This is a genomic window from Acinetobacter sp. YH16056_T, from assembly GCF_024605895.1.
Taxonomy (GTDB): Bacteria; Pseudomonadota; Gammaproteobacteria; order Pseudomonadales; family Moraxellaceae; genus Acinetobacter; species Acinetobacter amyesii.
The window spans coordinates 2227375-2241037 of record NZ_CP094545.1; the positions used below are offsets into that span (position 1 = coordinate 2227375).

A 13663-nucleotide genomic window follows, 5' to 3' on the forward strand; every position below is an offset into this window, starting at 1 on the left:
CAAAATGAAATAATAAGTCCTGAGCATTTACTCTAATTATTATTTTCTAAAGGTCAAGGATATTTTGACAATGACACTTGTCAAAATATCCATATGTTTGATTTTAGTATTGGCTGGCTGCAATTAATTTACGGGTATAGTCCGTTTGTGGTCGTGCAAATAGATCTGCAGTGTCTTGAAACTCCATGACTTTGGCATGTCGCAGTACCAACACTTTTTGACACAGGGCTTTGACCACGTGTAAATCATGACTGATAAATAAATAACTCATATTAAATTCTTGCTGCAAACGCCGTAGTAGCTTCACGATGGCTTTTTGTGTCGTCCGATCTAGTGCCGATGTGGGTTCATCGAGTATCAATAATTTAGGACGTAATACCAACGCACGTGCTAAGGCGACTCTCTGCCGTTGCCCACCGGATAACTCATGTGGATAACGCTGCTTAAATGAGCTGGCTAATTCGACTTTCTGCAAAGCTTCATCTATACGCTGTACAATTTCATTTGCAGATAAATGCTGTAAGGCCAAACCTTCGCCAATGGTTTGCTCTACATTTAGCCGTGGATTTAAACTACTGAATGGATCTTGAAAGACAATTTGAAATTCACGACGTAAAGGTCTGAGCTGTTTTTCTGAAAGTTGATGGATGGCGTGTTGATTTAACATAATTTCGCCATCACTTTCTATGAGCCGAGCAATAGCCAATGCTAGGGAGCTTTTCCCAGAACCACTCTCTCCAACAATACCGATCGACTCACCTTCAGCCACTGTTAAATCCAAAGCCTCTACCGCAACGACATAATCTTTGATGCGGTTCAATAAGCCTTGTTTGACTGGGAACTTCACTCCTAATTTGTGTAATTTTAAAAGTGTCTGCGTTTGTGAAACCTGTATTGCTACACCAAAATCATGGTCTAACAGATTTTGGGTATACGCCTGCTTCGGTTGCTCAAAAATTTCCTGAACATCTCCTTGTTCCACCACTTGTCCACGATTCATCACAATCACATGTTCGGCATAGCGCTTGACCAAATTCAGGTCATGGCTAATTAAAATCATGGCCATATTACGCTGCTGTTGTAGCGACTTTAATAAATTTAAGATTTGCGCTTGCAAAGTGACATCTAAAGCCGTGGTTGGCTCATCAGCGATTAAAATATCAGGATCTAAGGCCAATGCCATGGCAATCATGACACGTTGTCGCTGCCCCCCAGATAACTCATGTGGGTATCGTCTTAACTTATCTTCAGCATCAGGAATACCAACATCATTTAATAATTCTATAACCCGCTGCCGAGTTTTTGCCTTCGACCATCCCTGTAACAACAGTGACTCACCAACAATCTTTTCAACCCGATGTAAGGGATTTAAGGCCGTCATCGGCTCTTGAAAAATCATGGCAATTTTCTGTCCACGAATGTTTCGGTGCTGCTCAGGACTCAGTCCAAGAATATTTTGTCCATTCAGGCTGACGCTGCCTGTGACCTGCAGATCACTTGGCAACAAACCGAGTATAGCTAGGCTGCTAATCGATTTACCTGAACCGCTTTCTCCAACAATGGCTAACGTTTCACCTGCATGCAATTTAAAATTCAGGTCTTCAACCAAGACCTGTGCTGCATGTGAAATATGTAAATGTTCCACCTCTAACACGATGGGATGTACATTAACTTGATGATTATTGACGTCTAGGATCGAATGCATCACGTGTCGCCTCCCCAATGTAGATCAATAAAGACAGCACGATCGCTAAGGTAAAGAATCCCGATAAGGCAAGCCATGGTGCATTCAGATTGTTTTTCCCTTGAAGCAATAACTCACCTAATGACGCTGCATGAGGCGGTAAGCCATAACCTAAGAAATCTAGGGCTGTCAGTGCCGTAATATTTGCCGTGAGCATGAAAGGTAGCTGTGAAAGACTGGAACTCATCGCATTTGGTAAGATATGCCGAAACATAATGGTGCTATCTGTAACGCCAAGACTCCGTGCTGCACGGACATAATCAAAATTACGAGCACGCAAAAACTCTGCACGAACCAAGCCGACCAAAGTGGGCCAGCCAAACAGCAGCATAATGACAAAGAGCCAATACACACTCGGCGTAAACATGCTGACCAAAATCATCACCATGAATAGCATCGGTAGTCCGCCCCAGACTTCTAAAATCCGTTGACCAATGAGGTCTACCCAGCCACCATAATAGCCCTGTATCGCCCCAACCATGATGCCCAATATGGCTGAAGCAAAAGTTAATGCAAAACCAAACAAGAGCGACACACGTAGTCCATATAAAATACGTGCGAGCACATCACGCCCTTGGTCATCGGTACCAAGCCAATTTTGTGCAGTTGGTGCAGATGGTACGGGCACAGCCAGTTCTAAATTCGGTGTTTGATAGGAAAATTTAATTAGTGGCCATACAGCCCAGCCTTTCTCTTCAATCAGTTGCTGAACGACAGGATCTTTATAATCAGCCTCAGTTTCAAATACCCCACCGAATGCGGTCTCTGGATAGCTTTTTAGTACGGGCACATATAAAGAATCATCGTATTTGACCAAGAGCGGTTTATCATTGGCAATAAACTCGACAGCTAGAGACAACATAAAAATCAAGGCAAAGCTGATAAAGCATGTAAAACCTAATTTATTGTCTTTAAAACGTTGAAATCGCGCTTGCATGATCGGAGACATTATTTTGCCCCCTGCGAATCAAAATTAATTCGTGGATCAATCATTTGATACATGACATCACTGATTAATCTTAAGATCAGCCCCATCAAGGTAAAAATAAACAAGGTGCCAAAAATCACTGGATAATCGCGTTGTACGATGGCTTCAAACCCCAACAATCCCAGGCCATCTAGATTGAAAATAATTTCAATAAATAGATTTCCCACAAAGAAGATGCCAATCAAGGCTTCTGGTAGACCAGCAATAACAATGAGCATTGCATTACGAAATACATGCCCATACAGCACACGTGATTCGGTCAAACCTTTAGAACGAGCAGCAAGAACATATTGCTTATTTAGTTCTTCCATAAAAGAGTATTTGGTCAGATAAGTTAAGCCAGCAAAACCACCAATCACCATGGCAAACAAAGGCAACGCCATATGCCAAAAATAATCTGCAATTTTGCCAAATACACTTAACTCAGTAAAATTCTCTGAAACTAAACCTTGTAGAGGAAACCACTGAAAATATGAACCACCTGCAAAAAATACAATGAGTAAAATGGCAAAGGCAAAAGCAGGAATGGCGTAGCCGATAGCCAATAAAATAGACGTACTTTTATCAAATAACAGACCATGTTGACGGGCTTTTTTAATGCCTAATGGAATAGACACCATATAGATCAGCAAGGTACTCCATAAGCCAAGGGATAAAGATACTGGCAGTTTTTCCCAAAGCAGCTGAGTCACAGGCTTATCTTTAAAGAAACTGGTACCAAAATCTAGCGTCACATACCCCTTTAACATGAGCCAAAAACGTTCGAACAATGGCTTATCGAAACCATATTGCGCTTCGATTTTTGCCACCATTTCTTCACTGAGGCCTTTAGCACCTTGGTATTTACTGCCTGTCGTCGCAGTTTCACCACCACCTGTGTTTCCCATACCTTGAAAGGACTCAGCTTGCTGTATGGCTTGTTCAACAGGTCCTCCCGGTGCAATCTGAATCACGACAAAGTTAATCAGTAAAATGAAAAACAATGTTGGAATAATCAGGAGCAATCTTTTTAAAATATATGTGCCCATGTTGCTTTCACATTCCTTGTCATTCAGGTGTATTTATTGCTGCCGTAGATATTGTGTTATTTGCTTGGCTTGAGCTGCATCACTCCACCAATAGTCAATCCCTGCAGAAAGTTTAGGTTTGACATAAGGTTGCTTATACATATGCCAATAGGCAAACCAGTTTTCACTTTGCCCAAACATTGGAATTTGATAATAACCCGCTCTGAGCAGGCGGTCTAAAACACGCGTACGAATAATCAATTCCTCCCGATTTGGAGTATTGATCACCTGTTGAATGAGCTTATCGATCACAGGATTTTCAATCCCTGCATAATTATAATTACCCACTTGATCGGCTGCTTGACTGCCCCAAAGTTGAGCTTGCTCACCTGCTGGAGTGAGCGATTGAGGCATTTCATCCACGATCATATCAAAGTCAATATTTCGCATACGCTCGGTGTATTGCGGCCCATCGACTTGTCGTAATAACACCTGAATACCTAAACGTTTCAAATTTCGTATAAATGGCATTAAGGTTCGCTGCAAATCTTGTTGCTGAATCAAAAGTTCAAATTTCACAGGCCGAGATTTTGCATCCACCAATCTGCCGTCTTGATAACGATAACCCGCATTCAATAACAGTTGGCGTGCATGCAGCAGATTTTTTCGATTAAATCCACTGCCATCAGAAATGGGATATTGCCAATTGGATAAGACCCCCTGTCTTTGAATAGGATCAAGTTGCGATAACATCGGTTTTAAAATATCCAACTCTTGGATAGAGGGTTTCCCCTTCGCTTCTAGCACACTATTACTAAAATAACTCTGCAAACGCTGATACTGCCCATAAAATAATGCTTTATTTTGCCATTCAAAATCATAAGCATAGGTTAAAGCTTGTCGAAAGCGAATATCACTAAATGGCGCACGACGAGTATTAAATACGAGACTTTTTGTGGGAATCGGTCGTTCATGTTTAAAGCGATATTTGACAATTTTACCGTCTTTAAAAGCAGGAAAATTGTACGCTCCCACCCAATTACGTGCAGTCTTTTCCTCATATAACGTAAATTGACCTGCTTTAAAGCCTTCAAAGGCAATGTCAGGACTGCGGTAATATACATATTTCAGATGGTTAAAATTATATCGACCACGATTAACAGCTAAGTTCTGCCCCCAATACTCAGGATTGCGCTTGTAGCGAATACTCCTACCTGCATCGATCGTCTCAATTGTGTAAGGGCCTGAGCCTAATATGGGCTGCAATGTAATTTGAGTAAAATCTTTTTTTGCCCAATCTTTTTTGGAATAAATCGGCATTTGCGCCAAAATCATGGGCATATCAGTGTTGTGTCCAGATTTAAAACTCATCCTCACCTGATATTTAGATAAAACATCTGTTTTGTCCAAATCCGCTAAGTACATTTGTAGACCGGGATTTGATTTAGTTTGAAAGGTATCAAAACTAAATTTAACGTCTTCAGCAGTGAGTTCAGAACCATCACTAAACCGTGCTTTTGGGTTTAAATGAAAAATAACAAAATTAGTTTTTTTCGGGTCAAATGTCACCTTTTCGGCAAGCAATGGATACATCACACCAGGTTCATCTAAAGATGAACTCATCAAGCTATCAAAAAGATAATTGATACCTTCAACAGAACGCCCTTTTCCATTCATGCTGTTTAAATTATCAAAACTCCCAATACTCGAGGTCGTGATATATCCCCCTTTATTGGCAAGAGGATTGGCATAGGGCATTGCCTGTAATTGATGATATTGAGGGCTACTATGTATGGCAAGAAAAGGCGTGGTCTGCAACGCAGCCCACGCCCCTGTTGAAAGTATGCTCAAAGTCACACCAAACACGTAACGCGAAGTTGAAGCAGAATACATTCAACTTAACTCCTTAATGTTTGGACTCAGTTTGGTACTTTAATGACTTCACCAATACGTAACTGAGCAGACGGTTGTATATCATTCATTTCAGCAAGTTTTGATGTATCAAGTCCATAACGGCTTGCTAAACCAATCAATGTATCGCCGCGTTTAATACGGTATTCACTGATAGTTTTAGGGACTTGTAAATTTTGACCGACACGAAGCCCAGCACGCGGATTCAAGTTATTTAATTCAGCCAATGCTGCCACAGTTAAACCTGTCCGACTAGCAATCGAATTTAAAGACTCGCCTGATTTCACAGTATAGCTTTCAGTATTTGTTGGTTTCACATTGCTCGTAGAGGATTTAGCTTCCGTTTTTTTGGTTTCAGTTGCTTTACTAGCTACATCAGCAGGTAGTTCACCATCTACTTTTAAACGCTGCCCTACACGAATCGCACTATTGGTATTTAGGCCATTTAATTCAGCTAAATAACGTAATTGAAGATGATATTTCTTCGCAATCACACCCAATGTTTCACCTGATTTCACCACATGAATATCGGTCGCATCAACGGAATTCGTTCGTGTATTGGTTTTGCTTTCAATTTTGGTCGCCTCAGCTTTGGTTTCTACTTTAACCGGTGCGACATCACCTGTTAATTTTAATTTCTGCCCAACGCGTAGACCAGAACTACGCTCTATACCATTTAAATTTGCGACATAGTCCATGCCTAAATCATAGCGACTAGCAATGCCTGTCAGTGTATCGCCAGACTGCACCACATATGTATCCGGAACAGTTGAACTTGCAGGAACTTTAATGCTTTGCCCAGCCATCAGCCCACTATTTACCGACATATCATTTAGACTCGCCAATTCTGACAAACTGATTTTTGACCGCGTCGCAATACTGTAAAGGGTATCACCACGCTGCACTTTATAGCTTTCAACTTTATACGCAGGATCAACTTTGACATTTTCAATGCGATTCACGACTTTGCTTTCGAGCTTCTCAACTTCTGCTACAGCTTGTAATGGCACATTAATTTTTTGTCCCACCATCAAGCTACTGCCAGCCGTTAAACCAGTTGTTAAATCTGCCAACTCTTGATTTGACAGCGCATAACGATCTGCAATGAGTTTTAGATATTCACCACGTTTTACCGTGTAGGATTTGGTTTGAACTTTTGCAGATTTTTCGACAACTTGAGCTGCTTTCTTGTCAGCTTCCAATTTTGCTTTAGATGCTGGCGTTTCTTTTAAGGATAATTTCTGCCCAACATATAAACCACTCGTGGTGGTTAAACCATTGTAATCGGCGAGTTGCTTCGTACTTAAACCAAATTGACTCGCAACAGCTGTAAGACTGTCATTTGCTTTCACCACATAGCTATCTGCGATAGGCTTAGCTTTCGATTCTTCATTATTTTGCACAATCGGTTTCGCATCATATAAATAGATGGTCGTACCGACATACAAGGTCGAATCTGGCGAAATTTGGTTCCAAGCTGCAATATCACGCCAATTCACGCCATTTTTCATCGCGATCAACGCTAATGTGTCGCCCGCCAAAACTGTATAAGTACTGCGTTTACCTTTAGGTGGTACAACTACAATTTCAGAATCTGTACGAATGACATTTTTACCTTGGTTGCGTTTGGCTTCTTCGGAATCTGCACCTGTATTTTCAGCCACGCTTTTCGGGTAAGAGAACCCTTTCGTCAGTTCTTTACCTTGTTGGTCTGCAATTGACTGACTGGTCTGAATCGCAGTCAACTTAATCTTGCCATCATAAGGATCGACAATTTCAGTGCCTTTCGGCGCAATAGCTTTAATTTCCTGAACGACTTCTTCTTGTTCTGCTTTAGTCGCTACTGGTTTTAATACCTCATCGACTGTTTTGGTCTCACCTTCAGCTTTAATAGCCGCCATGATTTGCTCACGCTCATTTGCGCTGAGTGGTGGCTCGACAGATACGGCTTTCACAGGCGTCGAAGGTGTTACAGCGACTGGAATACGCGGCGCACTTGGAATATCACTATTCGATGCAAATGCAGCCAAAGCAGATGATCCTATTGGCGTTTTGCCTTTCGTTCCTGATGGAACACTCGGCGTTACCGTTGTAGCGACTACAGGTGGTTTGGCAGAAGCTGTCACTGTCGGCTGTGTTTTAAGCGTAGGTGGCGTCACTTTAGCGGGCTGAATAGTTTTACTATTTAATTCCGGCGGAGTAACACGTGACGGTGTTATTTCAACATTATTTTTTGGTAAGTTATAAGTTGAATTACTTGCCCAATAACCTGATGAACCACCTGATTGTAATTTTTTCAAACGTGCATCAACTGATGGACTCACATCCGCAGGAATTAAAATCCGCATTGGGCTGCTGCTATCAATCACATCGCCACGATGACCAGGGTTTAGTGCATAGAGTTCTGCACGGCTTAAACCGGTAATAGATGCAATTTCATTTAAATTTGCAGGCCCTACAGCCACTTCACGAAAGTGTGGACGGTTGGCAATTGGTGGCAAACTTACGCCATAGGCACTTGGATTTTTAATAATTTGAGCAACAGCCAAGAAACGTGGGACATAGTTCATGGTTTCTTGGGGCAGTTTTAGCGACCAATAATCCGTTGGCAAACCTGCCGCACGGTTACGGTTAATCGCCTGTTGAATGCGGCCCGGCCCTGCATTATATGCAGCCAAAGCCAATTCCCACGAACCGAACTGGTTATGTAGCGCACCTAAAAACTCATAAGCTGCACGCGTTGATTCCACTACGTCACGACGACCATCATACATTGAGGTTTGTTTTAAGCCGTAAATACGTCCAGTACTTGGAATAAATTGCCATAAGCCCGCTGCGGCTGCACTTGAGGTTGCTGCTGGGTCATAAGAACTTTCAATCACTGGTAATAACGCCAACTCAGTCGGCAAACCACGACGTTCTGCTTCTTTAACCGTGTGATATAAATAACGGGACGCACGCGCACTTAAACGATCAATATATGGTTGACGTGAAATAAACCAACCACGCTGCGCTTCAATTCGCGTATCCCAGTGGTTCAAATCCATTTTGAAACCCACAGTCATACGCTTCCAGACATCACCATGCTTCAGTACTAAAAGGCGATCGCCTTCTACGGCACGCATGTCTGTTGCAGAAAGTAAATCTTCGAGTGAATCTAAACTATTGGCATCGAGAAAGTTTGAGCCAACTTGTTTACTTGCTGAGTTCTGCTTAGTCGTTTGCGATGAAGAACAGCCCGTCAGACCAAGAGCTGCGAGCGCAGAACCCAAGACTGTAAATTTAAAAATTTGTGGTAACGTAGGCTGCCAGACAGTCGCAGTTGATTTATACATAAAAAAATCCAGACAACTCATATAAAATTTATTTTTTAGATATGCCATTGTAGTGAAGCAGAACACAGACACAAGGCGTTAATTTAACGCTATTTCAGTATAAATGTTACAAGAAATTAAAAAAATCGCCAGAAATGGATTTCTCTCTGTCATTTGCGTTATACAATATACGGTTCTGAATGCTTGTTTTTCTCCGGATTTGATTTATGTCTCAAACAATCACGCTTTATGTTGATGGTGCATGTAAAGGCAACCCTGGCTTAGGAGGTTGGGGGGCCTATATCATCCGTGAAACTGGAGAAGAAAAACTCTGCGGCGGCGAAGCTGAAACCACCAATAACCGTATGGAATTGACTGCTGCAATTGAAGGCATTCAACACTGTCCGTCCGATGCAAAACTGATTATTTGGACAGACTCTAACTATGTCAAACAAGGCATTACCGAGTGGATACATGGTTGGAAAAAGAAAAACTGGAAAGATGTTAAAAATCCTGATCTGTGGAAATTACTGGATACAACTTGTCAGGGTCGGGAAATTGAATGGAACTGGATTAAAGGGCATGCAGGCCATCCGGGAAATGAAATGGCTGATCAATTGGCCAATCTAGGCGCAGAAAAAACCCTCGAACGCATCAAACAAGCAGCATCTACAGCTGAAGCACCTAAAAAAAAAGCTGAACCTGACTGGCTATTAAATGATCCGTTTGGACTTGAATTTGCTGATAGCGAGGATGAAGCAGAAGAAATCTCTGCTGAGAAAACTATTGACGCAGAGCAGATTGATGACATTGCGATAGAACAACAAACAACTGACACTGCTTCAACGTTGAATGAAGCTGCTCCTACACAGTATAAACAAGCTGCTGAAATCCATCCAATGATTTTCATTACACCAGCAACAGTTGATGTATCTGGCCCACGACAATTAATTTTGGATACGGAAACCACAGGTTTCTATTTCCAAGATGGCGACCGTATTATTGAAGTCGGTGCAGTGGAAATGATTAACCGCAAACTGACCGGTAGCTCAATTCATATTTATATCAACCCGCAAAAACCTGTCGGTGAATCTGAAAATATTCACGGAATCAGTGATGACTTTCTAAAAGACAAACCACTGTATGCTGAAATTGCTGATGTCTTATTTGACTATCTAAAAGGCGCAGAAATCATTGCGCATAACGCAACCTTCGATATGAACTTCCTTGATATGGAGTTCAAACGTGCCGGTTTTGTGGCCTTATCTGAAGTTTGCGAAGTCACCGATACCTTGGCTATGGCCAAAGCCAAGCATCCAGGCCAGAAAAACTCACTCGATGCATTAGTGCGTCGTTACGAAATTCCACAACGTGACCGTACCTTCCATGGTGCCTTACTCGATGCGGAAATTCTGTCTGACGTATACCTAGCAATGACGGGTGGTCAGGTATCCTTTGATATCGATGCACTGACCCACTCGCAAAATGAAGATGGTTCGCAAACCCGCGCCGCTGTTGAAATAGAATTACCAGTGATTTTACCTTCAGCCGATGAACTTGAAGCCCATGAGACATGGGTCAAACAATTTGAAGAAAAACATGGTACACCTTGCCTTTTTGCGAAATAAAATCTAAATTTCGTGTTACTTTTTGTATATAAACAATTCTTACATACGCTATAGTAAAACCATAAACATGGACCGCCTTAAGGGGCGGTTAATAAACAAGATAAAACATCTAGGAAAGGTGCAGATACATGTCTTACCAAACCTCTATCCATTTTGATCCAACGGCTTTGCTGATAATAAAAAATGAGGTTGATAACTCAATCAAGTTAGTCGAATCAGCAGTCAGCACCTTAGTTGAAGATCAAACTTTACCTTTCGGGATTGATGATGCACTGATTCAATTTGAACAATGTGCTCAAGTACTAGCTTTAGTTGATATGCCAAGTTTGGCAAAAATCGCTCAATATTCAGCAGAGTTAATGCGCAAGATCATGGGGAATCCTGCGCAAATTAACACTCAAGAGGTCATCGCACTGAGCGAAGGCACGACCATGCTGAAACGCTATATCGAATTTATCTGCTTGCGTGAAGTTAAAATTCCACAGTTCCTGCTGGACAGTCTTAATCGTCTAGAACTGTCTTTGGGTAAACCTCTAACGTCGGAAGGCCAACACATTGAGTCCCTACTCGATTGTATTACTCCTGACTTTGACTTACCTCAAGCTCCTGCACTTGAAAAATCAAAATACGTTCACCGTCTGTATAAGTTGGCGTTGAATAAATTGATTAAACAAGAAGAAACTGAGCTGGATTTGCAAGCGATTAAATTGGTCGGTACGTATTTAGCAGGTCTTTCAGACAAACATCCAAGCAAACAATACTGGAACTTGGTTTTTGTTGCGTTTAATCAAATTGATCAAATCTTAATTACCGATGCTCGTTTACGTACCTTGGTAAGCATTGAACGCAATATGGCTCAATATTTTGCAGGAACTGAGCGCTTTAAAGCATCCATTTCTGATTTAGCCAATGTCTTAAGTCTAAGCATTAGCCAAGAAGATGACATTTCTCATCATATTCGTGGCAAGTTAAATATCGGTGAAGACCTTCTTACCGACACCCAATTGCAAGTTTTCAGTCGTCATTTATATGGTCCTGACTTCGAAACCATGCATACCATTGGTGAATTGGTTACGACTGAAATGACGCAAATTCGTAATGATATTGAATTTAACTATCAAAATATGACGCCTGAAAAAACCCAAGAACTTCAAGCGAAATTGAACGAATTGGCAAATATTTTCAAAGTCTTGAACTTAAATGAAGCGTATAACGACCTGTCGCGTCAAGCTGCGTCATTAGGTAATGCTGAGATTTTACAAGATGAAAGCTTTGCCCAGCAGTTGATGAACAATATCTTGTCTGCCATGAACTCGATTGGTGTGCTTGAGCGTCATCACACTTCTAGCCGCTTACAACTTCGTGTGAATAATATGAATATTTCACTCGACCGTTTAGATGAAGCACACGCTGCTCTGTTAAATGAGACCAAGGTTTTAATTGATGCTGCTAGCCAATCTTTGGTTCAGTATTTACAAAACCAAGATTTGACACAACTTGAAGCGACTGCAACTCAATTCCGCGAAATTGGTGGTGCAATGTTGTTCCTCAATGCAGATGCGGCTCAAAATGCACTGAACTCAACAGCTCAATTCATTTTGAAACGAGTTGAATCGTCAACAGCCATTGAAGCAAATGAAGTGAATCAAGCATTAGATTCATTGGCAAGCGCAGATATGTTGATTGACAATTTAAAGAACAAACAACCTGTTTTACAGGGCATGTTTAAGGTAGCATTGGACAGTAGCGAAAAACTGAAATCAGCAGCGGCCTAATGTCTAAATTATCACTTGCGTATATCTTCAAACAACAGCAATTGCTAGTCGATGAAAACTTTCAACTTCCCGAAGTTGAACAACTCGCAAGTGATTTAAATATTGGCACGGGTGATCGAGTGATTGCCCGTGACCTACTTGAAAATGAGCCTATTCCTGATGGCTTACAACTCATCCCTATTCGCCAGCTTCTACAATTGTGGAATGTTCAACAATTTGAACAAGCCAGCCGTGCTATTCAACTCTTAGAATGGCGTCGTAATCATAAATTTTGTAGCCACTGCGGCACAGCAACTCAAGTCCATGCCACAGAATACGCCATGGTTTGTCCCACTTGCGGTTATCACCAATACCCTCGTGTCAATCCTTGTGTCATTACCGTCATTACCCGTGGTGAAGATGAAATCTTATTGGCAAAAAATGCAAAAAATGTCCGTGCCATGTATGGACTGATCGCGGGTTTTGTTGAAGTCGGTGAAACTTTAGAAGAAGCGGTTCGTCGTGAAACTGAAGAAGAAGTGGGTTTAAAGGTCAAAAATATTCAATACTTAGCCAGCCAACCTTGGCCCTTCCCAAGTAATTTAATGATCGCCTTTAAAGCAGAATATGCTGCTGGTGAACTTCAATTACAAGAAGAAGAAATCAGTGATGCAGCTTTCTTTAAATTTGATGCATTACCTGAAATTCCTTTCAAAGGCAGTATCGCCCATTCGATGATTATGCATGTCATTCATGGTTCTGCTGTTGCAGATGATACCCAGGCATGGTTATAAGCTACTGCTTTTGAGGAACTTAGAAATAAAAAAAGCCGCCTCAGTGTGGTTTTTTTATTTCTCACTAATCATGTGTATTCACTGCATATTTAAATAATTGAATATTTTTTATCCACAAGCTGGTCGATTTATTCTACTTTTAAATTCAAATTAAAATAACTTACCCACAATATTAAATTCAAAATAATGCCAAAAAATAAATCTATCTGCAAAAGATAAAATATAAAAATCTAATATAAATAAATAAGATAGGAAATTTATGAAACTAAATTTAGCAATTTAGTTGCTTATTTTTAAATAAAATAAATAGTTTAGTAAGTTTATGGTAGATAGTACTTTATTTAATCAAATAATTATGTTAAAAATGCGTTTAAGAAATAGTAATTAACGATAAATAGATCGGAAAGAATATCTATGAAAGTCGTGCAAGAAGAAAACTTATCGCAAGTTGACCATCACATGGAATCTCGATATCAAATCGAGCCAATGTCCTGCTTATTTTTTATGTTAGGTATGCTGATTT

General features: G+C 40.9%; 8 protein-coding genes. 3 read left to right on the plus strand and 5 right to left on the minus strand.

Annotated elements, in window-relative coordinates:
• Positions 1-103 precede the first annotated feature (103 nt).
• Genes MST17_RS11070 through MST17_RS11090 form a run of 5 tightly spaced genes read right to left on the minus strand, consistent with a single transcriptional unit; the run spans position 104 to position 8985 of the window.
• On the minus strand, positions 104-1705 hold the full coding sequence (locus MST17_RS11070) for an ABC transporter ATP-binding protein (RefSeq protein WP_180008388.1): 1602 nt from the start codon (positions 1703-1705) through the stop codon (positions 104-106).
• Positions 1680-2693, minus strand: coding sequence for an ABC transporter permease (locus tag MST17_RS11075; protein ID WP_180026820.1), 1014 nt, complete (start codon positions 2691-2693; stop codon positions 1680-1682). Before MST17_RS11075 ends, MST17_RS11070 begins: the two co-directional genes overlap by 26 nt.
• Complete coding sequence (locus MST17_RS11080; protein ID WP_180008291.1) at positions 2693-3760, minus strand: microcin C ABC transporter permease YejB; 1068 nt, start codon at positions 3758-3760, stop codon at positions 2693-2695. The genes MST17_RS11075 and MST17_RS11080 overlap by 1 nt, the downstream gene beginning before the upstream one ends.
• Before the next feature lie 33 nt (positions 3761-3793).
• A complete protein-coding gene (locus MST17_RS11085) occupies positions 3794-5632 on the minus strand; it encodes an extracellular solute-binding protein (RefSeq protein WP_180026821.1) in 1839 nt (612 codons plus the stop codon).
• 26 nt (positions 5633-5658) lie between these two features.
• Positions 5659-8985, minus strand: a complete 3327-nt coding sequence (locus tag MST17_RS11090; RefSeq protein ID WP_180008296.1) for a LysM peptidoglycan-binding domain-containing protein — start codon at positions 8983-8985, stop codon at positions 5659-5661.
• Positions 8986-9191: 206 nt separating this feature from the next.
• Between MST17_RS11090 and dnaQ the strand changes: the two genes are divergently transcribed.
• The 3 genes from dnaQ (at position 9192) to nudC (ending at position 13140) form a co-directional block, all read left to right on the plus strand.
• Positions 9192-10592 carry a DNA polymerase III subunit epsilon gene (gene dnaQ / locus MST17_RS11095; protein ID WP_180008298.1) on the plus strand — a complete coding sequence of 467 codons (1401 nt, stop codon included), beginning with the start codon at positions 9192-9194 and terminating at the stop codon, positions 10590-10592.
• 128 nt (positions 10593-10720) lie between these two features.
• Positions 10721-12367 (plus strand): chemotaxis protein, encoded by a 1647-nt coding sequence (locus MST17_RS11100; RefSeq protein ID WP_180011999.1) that lies wholly within the window; start codon positions 10721-10723, stop codon positions 12365-12367.
• Positions 12367-13140, plus strand: a complete 774-nt coding sequence (gene nudC, locus MST17_RS11105) for an NAD(+) diphosphatase (RefSeq protein ID WP_180026822.1) — start codon at positions 12367-12369, stop codon at positions 13138-13140. The genes MST17_RS11100 and nudC overlap by 1 nt, the downstream gene beginning before the upstream one ends.
• Positions 13141-13663 lie beyond the last annotated feature (523 nt).

Excerpts from the sequence above, each read along its gene's own strand:
- MST17_RS11070 (WP_180008388.1), bottom strand. The coding sequence starts at position 1,705 with ATGCATTCGATCCTAGACGTCAATAATCATCAAGTTAATGTACATCCC.
- MST17_RS11075 (WP_180026820.1), bottom strand. The coding sequence starts at position 2,693 with ATGTCTCCGATCATGCAAGCGCGATTTCAACGTTTTAAAGACAATAAA.
- MST17_RS11080 (WP_180008291.1), bottom strand. The coding sequence starts at position 3,760 with ATGGGCACATATATTTTAAAAAGATTGCTCCTGATTATTCCAACATTG.
- MST17_RS11085 (WP_180026821.1), bottom strand. The coding sequence starts at position 5,632 with ATGTATTCTGCTTCAACTTCGCGTTACGTGTTTGGTGTGACTTTGAGC.
- MST17_RS11090 (WP_180008296.1), bottom strand. The coding sequence starts at position 8,985 with ATGTATAAATCAACTGCGACTGTCTGGCAGCCTACGTTACCACAAATT.
- dnaQ (WP_180008298.1), top strand. The coding sequence starts at position 9,192 with ATGTCTCAAACAATCACGCTTTATGTTGATGGTGCATGTAAAGGCAAC.
- MST17_RS11100 (WP_180011999.1), top strand. The coding sequence starts at position 10,721 with ATGTCTTACCAAACCTCTATCCATTTTGATCCAACGGCTTTGCTGATA.
- nudC (WP_180026822.1), top strand. The coding sequence starts at position 12,367 with ATGTCTAAATTATCACTTGCGTATATCTTCAAACAACAGCAATTGCTA.